Annotated in this window: 20 protein-coding genes, 1 tRNA gene, 1 pseudogene and 1 riboswitch; of the genes and pseudogenes, 13 read left to right on the top strand and 9 right to left on the bottom strand. The window is 67.6% G+C overall.

Going from position 1 to position 19,353, the window contains the following annotated elements:
• The first annotated feature begins 883 nt into the window (after positions 1–883).
• Both ACWDKQ_RS17310 and ACWDKQ_RS17305 read left to right on the top strand, forming a co-directional pair.
• Positions 884–1,162: a hypothetical protein gene (locus ACWDKQ_RS17310; RefSeq protein WP_450139746.1), complete on the top strand. Its 279-nt coding sequence runs from the start codon at positions 884–886 to the stop codon at positions 1,160–1,162.
• A 284-nt stretch (positions 1,163–1,446) separates the two neighbouring features.
• Positions 1,447–2,106, top strand: coding sequence for an IS256 family transposase (locus ACWDKQ_RS17305; protein WP_450139749.1), 660 nt, complete (start codon positions 1,447–1,449; stop codon positions 2,104–2,106).
• A 614-nt stretch (positions 2,107–2,720) separates the two neighbouring features.
• Here ACWDKQ_RS17305 and ACWDKQ_RS17300 read toward each other — a convergent pair.
• From ACWDKQ_RS17300 to ACWDKQ_RS17285, 4 genes are all read right to left on the bottom strand, one after another.
• Positions 2,721–2,888 (bottom strand): NaeI family type II restriction endonuclease, encoded by a 168-nt coding sequence (locus tag ACWDKQ_RS17300; protein ID WP_450139745.1) that lies wholly within the window; start codon positions 2,886–2,888, stop codon positions 2,721–2,723.
• 105 nt (positions 2,889–2,993) lie between these two features.
• Positions 2,994–3,065: transfer RNA gene (locus tag ACWDKQ_RS17295), tRNA-Val, on the bottom strand.
• Between the two features lie 107 nt (positions 3,066–3,172).
• On the bottom strand, positions 3,173–3,637 hold the full coding sequence (locus tag ACWDKQ_RS17290; protein ID WP_450139744.1) for a peroxiredoxin: 465 nt from the start codon (positions 3,635–3,637) through the stop codon (positions 3,173–3,175).
• Positions 3,638–3,767: 130 nt separating this feature from the next.
• The gene (locus ACWDKQ_RS17285; RefSeq protein ID WP_450139743.1) at positions 3,768–4,202 is read right to left on the bottom strand and encodes a DUF3052 domain-containing protein; all 435 of its coding nucleotides are present in this window, start codon (positions 4,200–4,202) and stop codon (positions 3,768–3,770) included.
• Between the two features lie 293 nt (positions 4,203–4,495).
• Between ACWDKQ_RS17285 and aceE the strand changes: the two genes are divergently transcribed.
• Positions 4,496–7,264, top strand: coding sequence for a pyruvate dehydrogenase (acetyl-transferring), homodimeric type (gene aceE / locus ACWDKQ_RS17280; protein WP_450139742.1), 2,769 nt, complete (start codon positions 4,496–4,498; stop codon positions 7,262–7,264).
• Positions 7,265–7,340: 76 nt separating this feature from the next.
• Here aceE and ACWDKQ_RS17275 read toward each other — a convergent pair whose 3' ends face one another.
• On the bottom strand, positions 7,341–7,988 hold the full coding sequence (locus ACWDKQ_RS17275; RefSeq protein WP_450139741.1) for a nicotinamide mononucleotide transporter family protein: 648 nt from the start codon (positions 7,986–7,988) through the stop codon (positions 7,341–7,343).
• A gap of 93 nt (positions 7,989–8,081) precedes the next feature.
• A riboswitch (FMN riboswitch) is annotated at positions 8,082–8,214 on the bottom strand.
• Between the two features lie 275 nt (positions 8,215–8,489).
• Here ACWDKQ_RS17275 and ACWDKQ_RS17270 point away from each other — a divergent pair.
• Both ACWDKQ_RS17270 and ACWDKQ_RS17265 read left to right on the top strand, forming a co-directional pair.
• Positions 8,490–8,693 carry a hypothetical protein gene (locus ACWDKQ_RS17270; protein WP_450139740.1) on the top strand — a complete coding sequence of 68 codons (204 nt, stop codon included), beginning with the start codon at positions 8,490–8,492 and terminating at the stop codon, positions 8,691–8,693.
• 266 nt (positions 8,694–8,959) lie between these two features.
• Complete coding sequence (locus ACWDKQ_RS17265; protein WP_450139739.1) at positions 8,960–9,193, top strand: DUF3263 domain-containing protein; 234 nt, start codon at positions 8,960–8,962, stop codon at positions 9,191–9,193.
• A gap of 317 nt (positions 9,194–9,510) precedes the next feature.
• On the opposite strand, the gene ACWDKQ_RS17260 is transcribed toward ACWDKQ_RS17265, so the two are convergent.
• Positions 9,511–10,398 carry a peptidoglycan recognition protein family protein gene (locus ACWDKQ_RS17260; protein WP_450139738.1) on the bottom strand — a complete coding sequence of 296 codons (888 nt, stop codon included), beginning with the start codon at positions 10,396–10,398 and terminating at the stop codon, positions 9,511–9,513.
• 137 nt (positions 10,399–10,535) lie between these two features.
• Entirely contained in the window at positions 10,536–10,769 is a 234-nt protein-coding gene (locus ACWDKQ_RS17255) for a hypothetical protein (RefSeq protein ID WP_450139737.1), read from the bottom strand.
• 240 nt (positions 10,770–11,009) lie between these two features.
• Here ACWDKQ_RS17255 and ACWDKQ_RS17250 point away from each other — a divergent pair, with 240 nt between their 5' ends.
• The 7 genes and pseudogenes from ACWDKQ_RS17250 to ACWDKQ_RS17220 all read left to right on the top strand — a co-directional run.
• Positions 11,010–11,162 (top strand): hypothetical protein, encoded by a 153-nt coding sequence (locus tag ACWDKQ_RS17250; protein ID WP_450139736.1) that lies wholly within the window; start codon positions 11,010–11,012, stop codon positions 11,160–11,162.
• A 63-nt stretch (positions 11,163–11,225) separates the two neighbouring features.
• Positions 11,226–12,440, top strand: a complete 1,215-nt coding sequence (locus ACWDKQ_RS17245; RefSeq protein ID WP_450139735.1) for a PucR family transcriptional regulator — start codon at positions 11,226–11,228, stop codon at positions 12,438–12,440.
• Positions 12,441–12,632: 192 nt separating this feature from the next.
• Positions 12,633–13,553: an ACP S-malonyltransferase gene (locus ACWDKQ_RS17240; protein WP_450139734.1), complete on the top strand. Its 921-nt coding sequence runs from the start codon at positions 12,633–12,635 to the stop codon at positions 13,551–13,553.
• Positions 13,550–14,530, top strand: coding sequence for a beta-ketoacyl-ACP synthase III (locus ACWDKQ_RS17235; RefSeq protein WP_450139733.1), 981 nt, complete (start codon positions 13,550–13,552; stop codon positions 14,528–14,530). The genes ACWDKQ_RS17240 and ACWDKQ_RS17235 overlap by 4 nt, the downstream gene beginning before the upstream one ends.
• Positions 14,531–14,600: 70 nt before the next feature.
• The gene (locus ACWDKQ_RS17230) at positions 14,601–14,840 is read left to right on the top strand and encodes an acyl carrier protein (RefSeq protein WP_093273031.1); all 240 of its coding nucleotides are present in this window, start codon (positions 14,601–14,603) and stop codon (positions 14,838–14,840) included.
• Entirely contained in the window at positions 14,837–16,081 is a 1,245-nt protein-coding gene (locus ACWDKQ_RS17225) for a beta-ketoacyl-[acyl-carrier-protein] synthase family protein (protein ID WP_450139732.1), read from the top strand. Before ACWDKQ_RS17230 ends, ACWDKQ_RS17225 begins: the two co-directional genes overlap by 4 nt.
• A 143-nt stretch (positions 16,082–16,224) precedes the next feature.
• Positions 16,225–16,488 (top strand): annotated as a pseudogene (locus ACWDKQ_RS17220) (helix-turn-helix transcriptional regulator); the annotation flags it as partial.
• Here the strand turns inward: ACWDKQ_RS17220 and ACWDKQ_RS17215 are convergent.
• Together ACWDKQ_RS17215 and ACWDKQ_RS17210 are read right to left on the bottom strand one after the other, a co-directional pair.
• Positions 16,489–17,061: a hypothetical protein gene (locus tag ACWDKQ_RS17215; RefSeq protein ID WP_450139731.1), complete on the bottom strand. Its 573-nt coding sequence runs from the start codon at positions 17,059–17,061 to the stop codon at positions 16,489–16,491.
• A gap of 78 nt (positions 17,062–17,139) precedes the next feature.
• Positions 17,140–17,616 carry a DUF3145 domain-containing protein gene (locus ACWDKQ_RS17210; RefSeq protein WP_433883999.1) on the bottom strand — a complete coding sequence of 159 codons (477 nt, stop codon included), beginning with the start codon at positions 17,614–17,616 and terminating at the stop codon, positions 17,140–17,142.
• A gap of 430 nt (positions 17,617–18,046) precedes the next feature.
• Here ACWDKQ_RS17210 and ACWDKQ_RS17205 point away from each other — a divergent pair, with 430 nt between their 5' ends.
• Positions 18,047–19,297, top strand: a complete 1,251-nt coding sequence (locus tag ACWDKQ_RS17205) for a hypothetical protein (RefSeq protein WP_450139730.1) — start codon at positions 18,047–18,049, stop codon at positions 19,295–19,297.
• Positions 19,298–19,353 lie beyond the last annotated feature (56 nt).

The following is a 19,353-nucleotide window of genomic DNA, read 5'->3' as shown; positions in this document are numbered from 1 at the left end:
TCCCCGACCCCCGCCGCACCCGACTCCAACGCATCCGCCACCGCGAACAACACACCCTCATCCGCATCCGTCATATCCTCACCGGTCAACACCTGGAAAAGCCGCCGCACCCCCTCCGGCACCATGATCGAGGTAAACATCACGACCACCCCAGCCCCACGTCGCCGAAACCCAAGACAGCAATGATGTACGCAGGAATCGGCCTTGTAATCCACCGGTGCGGTGACGTGCAAAAACCCGATAGCCGGGCGACCTCAGCCGCCCGGCTATCGAACCACAACGCGCCTCTCACAACGAGAGCACGGCTCCTTCAAGCAGCAAGGTTCACCACGCCACTGAAATCCGTGAAGGGTCACTTTCGACGGATATGCTCGCGAGCGAAAGGTGGAACTGCAGCAGGCATTCGTACTCACCTGACCCGGAACTCGAACGGTGCGGTTTCGATGAGCGTCGGCGCACGCCCATCCATCGGATCAAACAGCCGAACACCATCGGTATCGTTCACAGCCACCAACAAGTGCCCGACACTCTCCCCGCCCCCGATATCCCTCCTGCGCAACCACACAGCACCTGAGTCTGCGCGGGAAAAGAAAAGCGATCTCCGCAAAAGCCCCGAACCAATGCTCATGAACACTAACACCGACCACAGGACCAAGCGGGGCCACCATCGACCAGGCACCACTGTCCTGGAAACTCCGGGTGGTACAAGCGAACAACCAGCCACGCTCAACCGCCGGGCACGGGGTGTCCTGGCACACCGCCAACGACGCCGTCCTGGCGATTGGCAGGTGTCCCAGCGGCCAGTTCGGTGAGGAATGCCTGGTGGACGCGATGAAGCCGCACGGCGTGGCCGTGTGTGAACGACCACAGAAAGGCGCCCACAGTGGACGGTGACTTGATCGCCTCGAACACCACCGGCATCGCCGCATGCCGTAAGCGGTCGACGTCATCAATGCTGTCGGTCCCGGCGACCATCGCCGCCACCCGTGAGCGCTTTCGCCACCGGATTCGCGCCCCCACCGTTACCGGCCCCGGTGATGCGCACCGCGTCAATGACCAACTCGCCAAGCCGGGCCCGTTCCGTCAGCCGCAGCACCGGAACCAGCCCGGCATCCGCGATCAGATTCCGATCAAAAACCGCACCCAGCCGCGCCGGCTATGAGAAGACCGCACTCCAGAGATACCCTCTCACGAAGACCAACGAAACCTTCAGCAAGATCAATCGTCCCAGCTCAAGAGGGCTTCTCGCCTTCCCACGGCCGAACCGTTACCCAAAACCATCGGCGGATCATCGGCCAGATCGAGGCTAAATGATCCTGCCGAGGAATCGAATCTTCGCGGCACGGTCAATACGATGGCTGATCATGGGGAGCACGTCGGGGAGCAGCGCTGTGCGCTGAACGGCTGTGAACCTATCCCAACCGACTTGAACGGTCCCGCACTGACCTGCTGGAGTCCTATTTCGCAGGTCAGCGCGAGATGCCGTCCTTGGTGCGGGTGCTCACCGAGATCAAAAACCGGGGCACCCAGGACGTGCTGATGGTCGTCTGCGACGGCCTGAAAGGCCTGCCTGACGCTGTGACCACGGTGTGGGAGAAAGTGATCGTGCAGACCTGTGTCGTCCATCTGCTGCGCAACAGCTTCCGATATGCCTCCCGCCGGGACTGGTCGACGCTGGCCAAGGACCTCAAACCCGTCTACACCGCACCCAGCGAGCAGGCCGCTCGGGACCGGTTCACCGAATTCTCCGACGAATGGGAGAAGAAGTACCCCGCGATCGTGCGGTTGTGGACCAGCGCGTGGGCCGAGTTCGTGCCGTTTTTGGCCTTCGACGTGGAGATCCGCAAGATCATCTGCGCCACCAACGCCATCGAAAGCATCAACTCCCGGCTACGCCGCGCGATCAACGCCCGAGGGCATTTCCCCACCGAACAAGCCGCCCTCAAATGCCTCTACCTCGCCCTCATGGGCCTGGACCCCACCGGACGAGGCCGCGGACGCTGGACCATGCGCTGGAAAGCCGCCCTCAACGCCTTCGACCTCGCCTTCGACGGACGCCTGTCCGCCGCACGCAACCGACCAACGATCAAACCCAGTTATACCTAAAACTTGACAGACCCCTTTTGCCGACCACCCTTCCTACCTGAGCTGGTCTTGACTCCGCGCTTGTCGCGCGTCGGTTTCTTGACACCCCGCGCTCTTGTGTGCGACTCCTGGACCGCTGGGAGGGGCTCGCGGCTCAGCGTGATCCGGTAGCCAACGGTGCTGGTGCTCGGGCACGAGTTTTTGGCCGCGATGGGAGGATTTTGGGAGGATTCGTTCAGGCTCCTGTGCCAGTGCGGCACAGGGTGTCGCCGCGAGGTCAAGATTCTGTTGTTTGTTAGATCCGAGCGAACCCGTTCTTGTCTGTGTGGGGCATGACCGCTGGTGGCCCGTCGACAACGATGGACTCATCCTCTCCGTCCGATCCCGCCGATAAAGCGCCAGGTGACAAAGTGCCGGACCTGCGCACGCGATGTCTGGTCCCGCGTATGCGGAGATGTGCCTGTCGAGAGCTAGACGGACGACGTCGACGCTCTGGGCGCGGGGATGTTCCCCGGGAAGCCCAGCTCCTCGCCGCCAAGACCTGGACAGCCCTCGCACGCGGGGATACTCGCGCCACCAATGTAGGCATCGCAAGTCCTCTGCGACGGCCAGAAGATCGTCCTGCCCTGGTCGTTCTAGATCGCCGGAACTGGCTCAACTGGATCCGTGGGCGTGGCGACAACCCAGCTTTCGCCCACAAGTTCGACGGCTGGCGCGTCACCGTGGTGCGGGCGGTGACGCGCCAGCCGGACGCTCACAAATTCTCTCCGCCTCGGTTCCGGCAGTTCGAGTGCGGCACACACCGAGGTGGCACAGACCACAATGGACAGAAAGACACGATCAATTAGCGAAACTAAGTATACCCGATGACCTGCGGCTTCGACAGATCATCGGGCGTGTCACAGGAGTGGGCGCAGCTGGGTTCGAACCAGCGACCCCTTGCTTGTAAGGCAAGTGCTCTTCCGCTGAGCTATGCGCCCCGTTGGTGGCCGTCCGCTTCATCCGATCGGATCACCTCGAACACCCTACCGGTGTGTTGCGCCGTTCCCGGCACCCGGTCGGCCACCACGCCGCTTGCAGGCGTTCGTCACGCCACGAGCTCGGCCAGCGCCTTCTTCCAGACGCCCTGGTCGCGGGCCTCGCCCGGCTGGTTCACCTCGGCGAAGCGGACCTTGCCCTCGGTGTCGATCAGGAACGTGCCACGGTTGGCCATCCCGGCTGCCTCGTTGAACACGCCGTAAGCCTTCGCGATCTCGCCGTGCGGCCAGAAGTCCGACAGCAGCGGGAAGGTGTAACCCTCCTTCTCCGCCCAGGCCTTGAGCGCGAACGGGGAGTCGACCGAGACTCCGAGAACCTGAACCTTGTCGTTCTGGAACTCGACGAGGTCGTCCCGGACCTGGCACAGCTCGCCCTGGCAGATGCCGCTGAACGCGAATGGGTAGAAGACCAGCAGCACGTTCTTCTCACCGCGGAAGTCGGCCAGCGAGACCTTCTCCTTGTTGAAGTCCGGCAGCGTGAAGTCCGGCGCCTGCGCACCGACCTCGACCGTCATGAGTGCATCCTCCTGATCGACGTGACCTTGTCATCGCCGAACCTACACCGACCCGACCGCCGTGGGCACCGATGGCGAGCATCGGCGCCCACGGGGTGGAACGCTGCGCGCAGCGACTGGCGGCGGCCGATCAGCGCCGGGCTTTCGCCCTGCGGTAGGCCAACCTGGTGCCCATCCAGCCCTCGCCGAGGCTGACGTTCGCCGTTTGGGCGAGGTTCGCCGTCGATGCCGCCTCTGCGATGTCGGCCGGCTCGACGTAGCCCTCCCGGCCAGTCTTCGGGGTCAGCACCCAGATGACCCCATCGTCGGACAGTGGCGTCATGGCATCGAGAAGCGTGTCGGTCAGGTCGCCGTCATCTTCGCGCCACCAAAGCAGCACGACATCGACCACTTCGTCGGCATCTTCGTCGAGCAGCTCGCTTCCGCAGCGCTCCTCGATCGCGGCACGGACGTCATCATCGACGTCCTCGTCCCAGCCGAGCTCCTGGACAACCATCTCGGGCTCGATGTCGAGCCTCTCGGCGACGTCGGCTTCGCCTTTACCGGCGTCTCCCGCGGCGACCACGGTTTGCTCACTCCTCCAATGCACAGGTGCGGCGACCATCCGACGCCGCACAGCTTTCAGATCTGGCGGATAGCGAACACTGCTGACCGCCACCCGCGCAACTGCTGACGGCACGACACGCCGTAGCAAATGCGTTGAGATTCGACTGTAGACCGACGAGCAACGCGCCAACAGCCTGGTGCGCAACCTTCCGCCGCCGGTGTACGCACCAGTGGCCAAGATGGGGGAACATGAGAGTGTCGGACATCACTGTCAGACCCCTGCCAGATCCACGACGTAGTCGAGGAGTTCCCTTGTCCCCGCTCAACAACGACGACGCCGCCGTCCCCGCCCAACGGGTGCGGGTCATCCGGGACGGTCTCGCCTCCCACTTGCCGGATATCGATCCGCAGGAGACCGAGGAGTGGTTGCAGTCCTTCGACTCGGTGCTGTCGGCCACTGGGCAGCAGCGCGCCCGGTACCTGATGCTGCGACTGCTCCAGCGCGCCCGCGAGAGCGGCGTCGGTGTCCCGTCGCTGACCAGCACGGACTACGTCAACTCCATCCCCACCGAGAAGGAGCCGTGGTTCCCCGGCGACGAGGAGACCGAACGCCGCTACCGCGCCTGGATGCGGTGGAATGCCGCGATGATGGTGCACCGCGCGCAGCGACCGGGCATCGGCGTCGGCGGCCACATCTCGTCCTTCGCGTCCTCCGCCAGCCTTTACGAGGTCGGCTTCAACTGGTTCTTCCGTGGCAAGGACCACCCGGGCGGCGGTGACCACCTCTACATTCAGGGCCACGCCTCCCCCGGCATCTACGCACGCGCGTTCCTGGAGGGCCGGCTGTCCGCCGACCAGCTCGACGGGTTCCGCCAGGAGTACTCGCACGCCGGTCCGGGCGGCGGCCTGCCATCCTACCCGCACCCGCGGCTGATGCCGGGCTTCTGGGAGTTCCCCACGGTCTCCATGGGGCTGGGGCCGATGAACGCGATCTTCCAGGCGCGATTCAACCGCTACCTGCACGATCGCGGCATCAAGGACACCAGCCAGCAGCGCGTGTGGGCGTTCCTCGGCGACGGTGAGATGAATGAACCCGAATCACGCGGGCTGCTGCAGGTCGCGGCCAACGACGGGCTGGACAACCTCACCTTCGTGATCAACTGTAACCTGCAGCAGCTCGACGGACCGGTCCGTGGCAACGGCAAGATCATTCAGGAGCTGGAGTCGTTCTTCCGCGGGGCTGGCTGGAACGTGATCAAGGTGATCTGGGGCCGCGAGTGGGACGCGCTGCTGCACGCCGACCGCGACGGCGCCCTGGTGAACCTGATGAACACCACCCCGGACGGCGACTACCAGACCTACAAGGCCAACGACGGGGCTTTCGTCCGAGAGCACTTCTTCGGCCGCGACCCGCGCACCAAGGAGATGGTCAAGCACCTCACCGACGACCAGATCTGGGGTCTGCGCCGCGGCGGCCACGACTACCGCAAGGTCTACGCGGCCTACAAGGCGGCCACCGAGCACCACGGCCAGCCGACCGTCATCCTCGCCAAGACGATCAAGGGCTACGGCCTCGGGCCGCACTTCGAGGGCCGCAACGCCACCCACCAGATGAAGAAGCTGACCCTGGACGACCTGAAGCTGTTCCGGGACAGCCTGCGGATCCCGATCAGTGACCAGGAGCTCGACCCCTACCTGCCGCCGTACTACCACCCCGGGCAGGATTCGCCGGAGATCCAGTACCTGCACCAACGGCGCCGCCAGTTGGGCGGCTACCTGCCGGAGCGGCGGGCGAAGGCGAAGCCTCTGGTGCTTCCCGGCGACAAGGTCTACGAGGTGATCCGGCGCGGCTCCGGCAAGCAGGAGGTCGCCACCACGATGGCGTTCGTCCGGCTGATCAAGGACCTCGCCAAGGACCGCGAGATCGGGCCGCGGATCGTGCCGATCATCCCGGACGAGGCCCGCACGTTCGGCATGGACTCGATGTTCCCGTCGCAGAAGATTTACAACCCGCTCGGCCAGCTCTACACGCCGGTGGACTACCAGCTGATGCTGGCCTACCGGGAGAGCGAGCAGGGCCAGATCCTGCACGAGGGCATCAACGAAGCCGGGTCGACCTCGTCGTTCACCGCGGCGGGCACCAGCTACGCCACGCATGGCGAGCCGATGATCCCCGTCTACATCTTCTACTCGATGTTCGGCTTCCAGCGCACCGGCGACAGCTTCTGGGCCGCGGCGGACCAGATGGCCCGCGGGTTCGTGCTCGGCGCGACCGCCGGGCGGACCACGCTGACCGGTGAGGGCCTGCAGCACGCCGACGGCCACTCGCAGCTACTCGCCGCGACGAACCCGGCCGTGGTCGCCTACGACCCGGCGTGGGCATTCGAGGTGGCGCACATCGTCAAGGACGGCCTGCGGCGGATGTTCGGCGAGGACGCCGAGAACGTCTTCTACTACCTGACCGTCTATAACGAGCCTTACCAGCAGCCAGCCGAACCGGAGGACCTGGACGTCGAGGGGCTGCTGCGCGGCCTATACCGGTACCAGGCCGCGCCGGGCGATTCCGGACCGCGAGCGCAAATCCTCTCCTCGGGCGTGATCATGCCGCTGGCCTTGAAGGCTCAGCAGATGCTGGCCGAGGAGTGGGGCGTGCGGGCCGACGTGTGGTCAGCGACGTCCTGGTCGCAGCTGCGGCGCGAAGCGGAGACCGCCGATCGGCACAACCTGCTGCACCCGGAGGCCGAGCCGCAGGTGCCGCACGTGACTCGGGTGCTGTCGCAGGCCGACGGCCCGGTGGTCGCGGTCAGCGACTGGATGCGTGCGGTACCGGACCTGATCCGGCCGTGGGTGCCCGGCGACATGATCAGCCTCGGCGCCGACGGGTTCGGGTTCTCCGACACCCGACCGGCCGCGCGGCGGGTGTTCCTGGTCGACGCGGAGTCCACAGTGGTCGCGACGCTGGCCGCGCTGGCCCGCACCGGCCAGGTGGACAAGTCCAAGGTGGTCGAGGCGACCCGCCGCTACCGCCTGGACGACGTCAAGGCCGCCGGCCCGCAGACCTCGGACCCCGGCGTGGCCTGATAAGTCGGGACACGAAGGGCACCTCGGACGACCCAGCCGGTCCGAGGTGCTCTTCACCTCCCCTTGCCGCTGGGGGTCAGCTTCCGGCCGGGACGCTTTCTCGGGTGCGCTGCAAGCGCGCCGTGCGGTTCCAGCTCCACCAGCCATGGATGACCAGTGCCGCGAAGACCACGTAGATCGCCGCGCTGAAGTACAGCCCCGAAGCGATCTGAAGCGGCACGCCGACCGCGTCGACGGCCAGCCAGACCAGCCAGAACTCGACCAGTCCCCGACCCTGCGCCCAGAACGCGACCAGGGTGCCGATGAAGATGTAGGCGTCCGGCCACGGGGCCCACGAGGCGTCCAGCGCGGACAGCAGCAGTGCGAACGCGGCGGTGCCCAACGTCAGCGCGGCGATCAGCACGAGCCGTTCCAGGACCCGGGCCTTGCGCACCACCACGCCGTAAACCGGATCGCTGCGCCGGTTCCAGGCCCACCAGCCGTAGACGGAAATCAGCAGGATCATCACCTGCCGGATGGCCAGCCCGCCCAGGTGAGCGGAGGCGTAGACGGCGAAGAGCAGCACCGTCGCGGTCACCTGCACCGGCCAGGTCGCCAGGGTTCTGCGTTGCGCGAGGAAAACCACGGCGAGCGCGCACAGCTGCCCGACCAGTTCGGCCCAGGAGATTTTCTGGCCCAGCACCGTGAATCCGTTGCCGAGCACCCATTCCGCGATTGTCTGCACACCCGCTCCTCTCACCGGCTGCGAGCGCACCGGGGGTGGGGTATACGCGGGTAACCGACGCCGACGACCGCCGACGACCGACCGCGGCCGCCCGTGCGCTGCCTCTTATCCGGACTTTCACCGTCGGTTCCGGAATTCCACCGGATCGGCCGACACCTCCGCGGGGAGACGCCAGTTCGCGGACTTTCACCGCCGGTTCGGATTTTCACCGAGCCCCGGAGCGCACGACTTCGTTCGATCTGCTCAACATCGTGCGCCCGCGGGTCTGTTCCGGGTCCGGCACGTGGTTTGGATCACAGCATCGATCCGCCCAGGCTCGCGCGGAAATCCGGTTGCGCCCGGGCCCGCGCACCGATGATCGTTGCCCCTGTGGCGGCACCTCTCGACGCTCTGGAAGCTACCCCGCCGGCATGAGTCGGCCGCTCCTGCTGTTGGTGCTGGCCTGCGGAGCGGCCGTGGGGCCCGCAGGCGATCAGCCCGCTGATCGCCTGCGGAAGGCACGTGCCGCCGGAATCGGCCGCGCTGGCGGTGACCGTGGCGCAGTTGGGCTGCGCGGTCGGGATCTTCCTGCTGGTACCGCTCGGCGACCGGCTCCCGTACGCCCGTTGCTCGTCGCCTCCTCGGGCTACCGGGCTGGCCCTGCTCGCCGCCAGCACGGCGGTCACGCTGCCACCTTGCGCGAGGGTCTTCGTGCGGCCCACATGACGTGCGCGTTCCACTGCGGCAGCTCCGGTTCCTGGCTCGGCGTGCGTGCCTAGTCACGATTCAGTGGCTGGCCGTCTCGGTGCTCTTGACGTTGCTGGCGGGGCTTGCGTTGTCCCGCCACCACATCCACCTGCGACGCGCCGTCGCCGCCTGTTCGCCGTGAGTGACAACGGGATTTCGGCGCAACAGACCGGGATGGCCGATCGAACACGCGTGCCCCCATCGGTAGACTCGCTCGGCAGCACTGCCAGAGGGAGGCACGCCGGATGAACGACACCGACCGCGCCATCCTCGTTTTCGAGCTGGAGCACTGGCACTACCAGGGCAACAAGGAACGGGTCATCCAGGAACGCTTCGGCTTCTCCCCGAACCGCTACTACCAGCGGCTGAACCGCCTGCTGGATGAACCCGAAGCGCTGCAGCAGCAACCGGCCCTGGTCAAGCGCCTCCAGAACCGGCGCGACCAACGGGCCCAGCGCCGCACCGCCAGGGATCGCTGACGCGCGGAGCGTCGGCCGAATTGGCGATGCCGACGCTTTGAGCCTCTTGGTACAGCACCGTTTGCTCAACCCAAGACCCGTGAGTGGTTTTGAGCGTTGTAGAGACTGTTTCCAAACTCGTTCTGCGTAGCGGTGCGGGTAGCGGACCCTCCGACGCCGCCTGGACTCCGGGATCCCCGACCTGTGGATGACTAGGTGGGCTAATCGGCTGGCGCTGCTTCAAAGATAAAAGCCCGCCCTACCGCATCCCGGACAACCGCTTCCGAAAAAGCTCTGTAGCACAAATCATCATTGGTCTTTTGAAGCGGCGCTGGCTCCTACGACTGGGGGCGTTGGGCGTACTGCTCGGGGGTGGGCTGGCGGGCTTGTTGTATGCGGACCAGCTCCGCCAGCAACGGCGCCGCCTGATCCGGCGGCAGGGCCTGGAACGCCCCCCTAATCGCGTCCGCGTTGGGGCCCGGCCCCTGCGCGGGAACGGTCGGCTGCTGCTTCGCCACCACCTCGTTGACCAGGTCGACGAGCATCGCGACGATCGTGCGCGGGCCGATCTCGGTCTGCCAGCCCTGGATCTCGCCCTTCGGCCCGCGGGGGCCGAGCAGTTCGTGTTCCAGGCGCCGCAGAATCGCGTCCTGCTCTGGAGTCATCACGTCCTCCTGGTCCTTCTTCCCGAGTTCGGCGCGGAACCGGTCCATGTCCACGTGACCGGGGTCGATCTTGCCGGTGACGCTGGTCTCCTTGTGGCCGCGCGCGGCGTCCATCGGACGCCCGAGGTGGTTGAGCACCGCGGTGGTCGCCTTCAGCGCCGCCCGGTACTGCTCCGGGCTGGGCCCCTGGTCCACGCCCTGGTAGTCCCATTCGAACCCGACGTAGAGGGTGTTTCCGTCGCCCTCCGGGTTCGGCCCGGACGCCTTCGCCTTCCCGGCGTGGTTGGCCCGCCCTGCGGCGATCATGTGCACGACGCCGTCGAAGCCGATCACCGCGTGGCACAGCGGTCCCGCCAGGTCGGGTCGGCCGTCGATGCACAACTGCACGCTCGGCGCGGGGTTCTCGTAGGACGCTGGGGTCGCGGTGTGGTGCTCCAGCACGCCTACCGGTGCGGGCTGCGGTCCCGACGTCGCGGCCCGGTCCCGCCAACCGTCGGTCTCGACCACGGTCAACCCGGCCGCGCGCAACACGTCCGCTAGCCAGACGAGAGGCAAAGCCACTTCTGATCACTCTCCCGGCTTGATCCGTTCACTCATGGTGTCGTGATCGCACGCGCGCGACCACGGCCAAGTGCGTGAAAAAGAGGCGGGACCCGCCCATCGGGTGAGTCCCAACCACCAGTTGGTGCGACACGCGATCACGCGTTACCGCCGGCACCGGCGTCGCCGGTCTCTGGCCTCGCGCCGTTCTCGCTGCCCTTCGAATCGGCGGCGGACAGGGCCTCGGCGTTGTTCAGCCACCGGCTCCAGCGCTGCCGCATCGGCCGGATCAGACCGCCGCCGACCCCGGCGACGAGGAATATGGCCATTTTCGGGACGAACGTCTCGACCGCGGCCCGGGTTCCGGTCAGTCCCCGTTGGAGGGCTCTCACTTTTCCTCCTCGAAAAACAAAAGCGAATTCGCGTCCGCCGGAGATCGTTTCGGGCAAATGGATTAACGGCAACCGCGACAGGCTCCCCGAAAGAGCGATTCTTTCCCCTCGTTTGGGTATCTGAGCGAGGACATGGCCACCGCCACCGCTGTCTTCGCGACGCGTCGCTTCCCGAGGCCGATCAGGTTGAGATCAGCCACGGCGCCGAATGACTGCTGCACTTCGAGACCTGACAGTCGGTTGATCGTCACCGAGGGCACCCAGCCGTCGGGACCTCCAGCGTCCCGGCTGCGGATCAGCCAGGATGAAAAGGCTCAAATCAACCGCGGTGATGATCACGTCTTTGCGATGATCGTCGAACTGCCGATCCGCTGGAGCGCCGGTGCGCTGTGAGCCTGCCCGCACAGGACGGCCGCTGCCCGTCGGGACTGATCGGCGGCGTGCGATTCTTGGGGCATGAGTACCGAACGCGCAGGTGAGCGGGATACCGGTACGCAGCGGCAGGTCTCCGCGGCCACCCTTCGCCGACTGGAACGGGGCACCGGCGGGCTGGCCAGCGCCAGCGTCAGCGAGATGGAACAGCGCCTTCCGTGGTTCCGGCGGCTGCCCGCCGACCAACGGGCGAGCGTGCTGCTGGTCACCCAGACGGGGGCCAACAACTTCGTTGCGTGGCTGCAGGACCCGACCGAGGCGATCCGGCTGACCGCCGAAGCGTTCCGCACCGCGCCCCGGGACCTGTCCAGGTGGGTCAGCCTGCGGCAGACCCTGGAGCTGGTCCGGGTCGCCATCGACGTGTTCGAACGGCAGCTGCCCGAACTGGCCGCCGAGGTACCCGACCGCACCCTCCTGACCGAATCGATCCTGCGCTACACGCGTGAGATCTCGTTCGCGGCAGCCACTTCGTACGCCGCTGCTGCGGAGGCCCGCGGTGCGTGGGACGCGCGGCTGGAAGCACTCGTCGTCGACGGCATCGTTCGCGGCGACGCCGAGGAGTCACTGCTCTCCCGCGCCGCCGCGCTCGGCTGGGAACCGTCGTCGGAGGCAACCGTGCTGGTCGGCAACGCACCTTCGGACGACCCACCGACCATCATCTACCAGGTGCGCAGCCGGGCGGCGCGGCTCGGCTGCCCGGTGCTGCTCGGCGTGCAAGGCACCCGGCTCGTGGTGGTCTTCGGCGGGCCAGGCGACGCTCGCACCAACGATGAGGCGGCCAAGCGGCTGTCCGAAGCTTTCGACGAAGGCCCCGTCGTGGCCGGGCCGACCGTGCCAAGCCTCGCCGAGGCGCACCGGTCAGCCGGCGATGCGATGTCCGCGTTGCGGGCCGTGGTGGCGTGGCCGACCGCGCCGCGCCCGGTGCTCTCCTGCGACCTGCTGCCGGAACGTGCGCTGGCCGGCGACCCGGAAGCCGAACGGCAGCTGGTCGAGCGGATCGTGCTGCCGCTGGTGGACGCTGGCGGCGCGCTGATGGAGACCGTCGACACCTACCTGGAGGTTGGGGGTGTGCTGGAGAACTGCGCGCGGCAGCTCTACGTGCACCCGAACACCGTGCGGTACCGGCTGCGCAGAGTGGCGGAACTCACCGGCCACACACCGTCCAACGCCCGCGACGCCCACGTCCTCCGGATCGGGCTCGCGGTGGGTCGGCTCGCCAAGTCCCGAGGCCTGTGGTGACCACACCGATCACTTGCCGCAGCAGGCATTTACCGATGTTCACGGCTCAGTCACCAACCGGGCACGTCCGACAACGATTCAGGGCCAGCGCCTGGCCAACTGCTCGCTTGTAGACACTCCACAACTTTGCAGGCCGGACTTCGTCAATTCCGTCATCACGTCGATCTGCCCTGGACGTGTTCAGTAGCAAGAGTGATCGCGCTTCTAGCCCCCGGACAGGGGTCGCAGACCCCAGGGATGCTCAACCCGTGGCTCGAACTGGACGGTGCCGCCGAACGCGTCGGCGCCTGGTCCGAGCTGACCGGCCTCGACCTGCACCGCTTCGGCACGACCGCCGACGCGGACGAGATCAAGGACACCGCGGTCACCCAGCCGCTGGTGGTGGCGCTGTCGCTGATCGCGGCAGACGAACTGCGCCGCCGGGTGACGATCCCGGACGGCACCCCGGTCGCCGGGCACTCCGTCGGTGAGCTGACCGCCGCCGCCATCGCGGGCACCCTGACCTTCGACGACGCCGTTTCACTGGCCGCCGTGCGCGGCCGGGAGATGGCCGCCGCCTGCGCGCTGGAGCCGACCGGCATGGCCGCCGTGCTCGGCGGCGAGGCGGACGACGTGGTCACCCACCTCGAACAGCTCGGCCTGGACCCGGCCAACCGCAACGGCGCCGGCCAGATCGTGGCCGCCGGGCGGGTGCCCGCGCTCGAACAGCTCGCCGCCGAACCGCCGGTCGGTGCCCGCGTACTCCCGCTGCCGGTGGCCGGCGCCTTCCACACCCGCTTCATGGCCCCCGCTCGGGAAACCCTGGCCCAGCATGCGGAGAAGGTGACCGCGATCGACGCCGCCCTGCCGCTGCTGTCCAACGCCGACGGCGCGGTCGTCACGGACGCCGCCGAGATCGTGCAGCGGCTCGTCGCCCAGGTCACCAGCCCGGTGCGCTGGGACACATGCATGGCGGCGCTGGCCGAACTCGGTGTCGAGGCGGTCGTGGAGTTCCCGCCCGCCGGCACTCTCAGCGGTTTGGTGCGCCGCGAGCTCAAGGGCGTCAAGACCGTCGCTCTGAAGACCCCTGCCGACCTGGACAAGGTCGCCGACCTGCTCGGGAGCGACGCGTGACGCGACCCCGCATTGCCCAGAACCCCATCCCGGCCGGCACCAAGTTGCTCGGCTTCGGCAGCGCGCAGGGCAACCGGATCGTCACCAACGACGACCTGGCCAAGATCGTCGACACCAACGACGAGTGGATCCGGCAGCGCGTCGGCATCATCCACCGTCGGTTCGGCGACGACGACCAGAGCGTGGTCAACATGGCCGTCGAGGCCGGTGCGAAAGCGGTCGCCGACGCGGGCCTGACACCGTCCGATGTGGATCAGGTAATCGTCGCCACCTGCACCATGCAGGGCGGCATCCCTAACGCAGCGGCCCAGGTCGCCGACCAGATCGGCATCAAAGCCAAGGGCGCCTATGACCTCAACGCCGCTTGCGCCGGGTTCGTTTACGCGCTGTCCACCGCCTCGGACGCGGTGCGCGCCGGTACGGCCCGCAACGTGCTGGTGATCGGCTCCGAGCGGTTCCAGGAATGGCTGGACTGGGAGGACCGCGGGAACTGCATCATCTTCGCCGATGGCGCCGGTGCCACAGTGGTCGGTCCGGCCGAGGAACCGGAGCTCGGGCCGGGCGTGCTAGGCAGCGCGGGCGACCTGGTGGACACCATCTATCTGCGCGACGGCAAGTACATCTACCAGGAAGGCCAGTCGGTCTTCCGGTGGGCGACCACGCAGATCGCCCCGGTGGCAGTTCGCGCGGTCGAGGCCGCCGGCCTCCAGATGTCCGATGTGGACGTGCTGGTGCCGCACCAGGCGAACCTGCGGATCGTCGAGGCCATCGCCAAGAAGCTGCAGTCCCAGGGTGCCCGTGACGACCTCGTGCTCGCGCGTGACATCGTCTACTCCGGCAACACGTCGTCGGCGTCCATCCCGCTGGCCATCGACCACATGCGGGCGGCGGGGGAGATCCCCAGCGGTGCCGTGATGCTGCTCGTAGGCTTCGGCGCCGGGCTGTCCTACTCGGCTCAGGTCGCAATCTGCCCCTGAGACCACTCGGAAACTACCGCGGGTCCACCGAGCCGCGGTGCGAAACGCAAAAACCAGGAAGGAACTACCTGTGTCGAACGAGGAAATCACCACCGGTCTCGCCGCCATCGTCGAGGAGGTCGCCGGTGTCGACGCCGCCGACGTGACCGTCGACAAGTCCTTCGTCGACGACCTGGACATCGACTCGCTGTCCATGGTGGAGATCGCCGTGCAGGCGGAGGACAAGTTCGGGGTCAAGATCCCGGACGACGAGCTGGCCAACCTCAAGACCGTCGGTGATGCGGTTGACTACATCACCAAGAACGCATGACAACGGATGTCGTGATCACCGGGCTGGGCGCGACGACACCGCTGGGCGGTGACGTCGCGTCCACCTGGGACGGATTCGTCAACGGTGCCTCCGGCGTTCGCCGGTTGGAAGCCGAGTGGGTAGACCGGCTCGGACTCCCGACCAAGATCGGCGCCACGCTGGCGGTGGACCCGAGCGAGGTGCTGCCCCGCGTTCAGCTGCGTCGGATGGACCGTTGCGAGGCGATCGCCGTGATCGCCGCCCGCGAGGCCTGGGCCGACGCCGGTTTCGAGCTGCCCACCGACGACAACGAGCCGGTCGACCCGGACAGGCTGGGTGTGTCGCTGGGCACCGGCATCGGCGGACCGGTCACGCTGCTGCAGCAGAACGACCTGCTACAGCAGGGCGGGCTGCGCAAGGTTTCGCCACTGACCGTGCCGATGCTGATGCCCAACGGACCGGCCGCGATGGTCAGCCTGGACGTGCGGGCCCGCGCCGGCGTGCACTCCCCCGCGTCGGCCTGCGCCTCGGGCGCCGAGGGTCTGGCCAAGGGCTTCGACATGATCCAGCAGGGGCATGCGGACGTAGTGGTGGCCGGTGGCGCGGAGGCCTGCATCCACCCGATCACCATCGCCGGTTTCGTCCAGGCCCGGACTCTGAGCACCCGCAACGACGAGCCGGAGCGCGCCTCGCGCCCGTTCGACGTCGACCGCGACGGGTTCGTGATGGGCGAAGGCGCCGGCGTGGTCGTCCTGGAGAGCGCGGAGCACGCCAAGGCGCGCGGCGCTCGGGTCTACGGCCGGCTGGCAGGTGTGGGCATCACCTCCGACGCCTACCACATCACCGGTAGTCCGCCGGACGGCCGGGGCCAGGTCGCCGCGATACGCAAGGCGCTGCAGACCGCGGGCCTGCAGCCTTCGGACATCGGGCACGTCAACGCGCACGCAACGTCCACTGCGGTCGGCGATTTGGGCGAGGCGAACTCGGTGCGCAAAGCGATCGGCGACGGCGCGGTGGTCACCGCGCCGAAGGGATCGCTGGGCCACCTGGTCGGTGGGGCCGGTGCGGTGGAGAGCATCATCACGATCCTCTCGCTGCGGCACGGCATCATCCCGGCCACCCGGAACCTGGAAACGATCGACCCGAAGGTCGAGCTCGACGTGGTGGCCGACAAACCGCGGCACGTCGAGCAGACAGCAGCGATCAACAATGCCTTCGGCTTCGGTGGGCACAACGTCGCGCTCGCCTTCGCCAGGGCATGACCGTTCCCGAAAGGACGGGCTGAGCCGTTGTTCAGCCCGTCCTTTCGCGCTCTGCGGTACGGCGAAACCGCAGGCGGTCGGTCGCCCGTCAGCGATGCCGAACCCCGTCGCCCGGCGGCCGTCTAACACCGACTCCCGGAGAAGCAGCGCTGGCCGCCCGGTCCGGCGTGTCCAGGGCAGGATTGGCCCGGCGGTTCACCGAGCTGGTCGGCAAGCCCCCGATGAAATACCTGAGCGGCTGGCGACTCGCGCTGGCGGCCGACCTGCTGCGGGAGACCGACGCGACGATCGTCTCGCTGCCCCGCAAGATCGGCTACGGCAGCGCTTTCGCTCTCAGCAACGCCTTCAAGCGACACTTCGAGGTCAGCCCGCAGCAGTACCACCTCGCGGCCACGAGTGATCGCTGATCACTGGTTGCAGTAGTCGAGCAGGGCGCTGTTGGGCAGCTTGCTGGTGTCCAGCCGGAAGCTCCTGCCAGCATCGTCCAACACCAGCGGGTACACCACGTTCCATGCCACGCACGTCGCCTTGAGTTGCGGTGGCGCATCTTCCAGGCCCTGCGTGCTCATGAAGGTCAGCATCACCAGCAGCGAGCCATCCGCGCCCTGGTCGATGCGGTGCACCGTCCACCCGAAGTCGTGCGTGGTGTCGTAGCTGTCGAACCACTTGTCCTTGGGCAGCTCCCGCCACTTCTCGGGGACCACTGTGGACTTCCACCGATCGTAGTTCCGCTCGTTGATGGAGCTGAAGTGGAGGTCCAGCAGGGACTGCACGCCCGTCAGATCGGGGCTCGCCGCGGCATCTGGGGTGTAGACGATGCCGATCGGGGACTTGACCGAATCGGCCAACTGCGAGCCCTGGGAGTTCTGCTGGCTGAGCGTGCGCGGGTAGACGTTTTCGGCCAGCAGCACCCCACCGCCCGCCGCACCTAGCAGCACGACGCTCGCCAGCGGAAGACCCCATTTGAACCAGGAACGCACGGCCTCAGCCTTTCACACCGAGATCGCTCGCGAGCGGTGGTTCCGGCAAGAACTGGAATCACCCTCGCGATGCGCGCGTCAGCCCACCCGGTGCAGCCAGGTCACCGGAGCGCCGTCGCCGGCGCGGCGGAACGGTTCGAGGGCGTCGTCCCAGGCGGCACCGAGCAACTGGTCCACGCGGTGGCCGAAGGCCTCGGGGCCCTTGGCGTTGGCCGCGAGCGTCCGCAGCTGGTCCTCGCTGACCATGATGTCGCCGTTGGCGCTGGTGCAGGCCCGCCACAAGCCCAGCCCGGGCGCATGGCAGAACCGCTGCCCGTCGACCCCGGGACTGGGGTCTTCGGTGACTTCGAAGCGCAGCATCGGCCACGCGCGCAGCGCGGTGACCAAGCGCGCTCCGGTACCCGGCTCGCCGGTCCAGTTGCACTCCGCGCGGAGTTGCCCTGGGGCTGCCGGTTGTGCCGTCCAGCGGAGTTCTGTCCGAATGCCGAGTGCGCCAGAGATCGCCCACTCGACGTGCGGGCAGACCGCAGACGGCGACGAATGGACGTAGACCACACCAGATGTGCGGCCACGGTCGCTGCCACGGGTGCTCACTGCTGACCTCCGCTGTTCGACGAGGGACGTCTTCCCCTACGACCTCGCGTACTTGGCGATCAACAGGTGCGGCGCCATTCTGCATTGTGGATGGAGCGGTCCGCCACCAGAACGTCGTCATCCGTCTCGCGCCCGCGAGCGACCTGCACCGCCCGCCCCGGCCCGGCACCGACTGCGCCGAGTAGCGGTAACCGCAGATCCGGGCGTTGCTACGGGCTTTCCGGGTCGCTCGAAAGCACCAGTGCACGACTGGCCGAAGAGTGGTGGACACCACTCGATCGGACGAAAGTCGGAACTCGCGACAATACTTGGTCTCCCCGACTAACGTCCCAGGCCGAACAGCGGGCGATCGTCGGGCGCGCGCGATGTCCGCCGGATCTTGGAGGTCGTCATGCGACTGGTGCGGCTCGGTGCGGAAGCGACACAGGTGGGCGCCGACATCCGGGCGGCCATCTCCGCATGGGGCACCGGTTGCTCGGTGCTCGGCGGGGTCGCTGCCTTCGGCTGCCGCCCGCCCGGCAGCCCGCGCCCGCTGGACGCGGTGATCGTGCTGCCCCGCGGGGTGGTCGTGGTGCTCGGGCTCGATCTCCCCGGGCCCGCGCTGAAGGTCGACGCGCCGCTGCAGACCCCGTGGACGGTCGACGGCTGGCCGCTGGTGCGCGCCGAGGGCGCGGTCAATCCGGGGCTGGAGGGGCTCGAATCGGCGGCCGCGCTGGCGCGCAGCCTGCAGTCGCGCGGGCTGGAACCGTTGCCGGTGGCCGCGATCGTGGTGGTCGGCCCGTACGCCGGTCAGGTAACGCAGCCCACCACCGACCTGCACCGCGGGGTGCGGGTGGTTTCCCCGAGCACGACCAGTATCCTCGCCGCCGCCCGCGAGCTGGCCACCTACCAACGACCGTGCCCCGTTGAAGCCGCCCGGCAGCTGCTGCGGGTGCTCGACGGGAATTGCGACCTCGGCCCCGCCGAACTGGCCGGCGAGGGCTTCCCGGAATCAGGTACCGTGGATCTGGCCACAGCGGACACCATGCTGATCCCGAAGTACACCGACCAGCCTGCGGCAGCGGCGGCGCGGCGATTCGCCCCGCGCGACACTCTGATCGCGGTATCGGCGGCGGCGCTGGTGCTGCTCTGCGGCATTATCGGGATGTGGTTGACGCTCGGCAAACCCGCCGCTAGCCCGCCGCGGACCCCGCCTATCCAGCGAACCGACGGCATCGAGTTCGCACAGATGGTGACCGCTCGCGACACCTCGTGCGCCCAGCACTCGTTCGGCGATGTTCAGCGCTGGTTCGAGCAGCGGCCGTGCCGGAGTCTGACCCGCGCGGTGTTCGACACCCAGGTTTCGGGGCGGCCGGCCGCCGTATCGGTGGTCATCGTCGAACTGCCCGACCAAGGGGCAGCCGGCGAGCTGAGGGAACTCGCCGATACCGCAGGCACCGGTGGCGTGACAGATCTGATCGCCGAGGGCTCCGGCTGGCCGGACGGCCCCGACGGGTTCGACAACGCGGCGCAGGCTGTGCAGCAGAACGGGAACCAGGTGCGGATCGCGCAAACCGCGTGGCGGCACCGATCCTCCAGTCCGGACGACGTGGGACTCCGCGCGCTGGCCGAACGCGGCCTCCGCCTGACGCCCCAGCCCTGACGCACGGTCCGGCTTCGCCTCGATTTCCAATTGAAATGGAAGGTCTGATTTCAATA

Source organism: Saccharopolyspora sp. NPDC000995, from assembly GCF_053599315.1.
Note: the sequence above shows the minus strand (reverse complement) of the source record. Positions and strands in the feature narration are given on the sequence as shown.

Coding starts and splice junctions, on each gene's coding strand:
- ACWDKQ_RS17265 (WP_450139739.1), top strand. CDS start 8,960: ATGAACGACACCGACCGCGCCATCCTCGTTTTCGAGCTGGAGCACTGG.
- ACWDKQ_RS17245 (WP_450139735.1), top strand. CDS start 11,226: ATGAGTACCGAACGCGCAGGTGAGCGGGATACCGGTACGCAGCGGCAG.
- ACWDKQ_RS17205 (WP_450139730.1), top strand. CDS start 18,047: ATGCGACTGGTGCGGCTCGGTGCGGAAGCGACACAGGTGGGCGCCGAC.
- ACWDKQ_RS17225 (WP_450139732.1), top strand. CDS start 14,837: ATGACAACGGATGTCGTGATCACCGGGCTGGGCGCGACGACACCGCTG.
- ACWDKQ_RS17290 (WP_450139744.1), bottom strand. CDS start 3,637: ATGACGGTCGAGGTCGGTGCGCAGGCGCCGGACTTCACGCTGCCGGAC.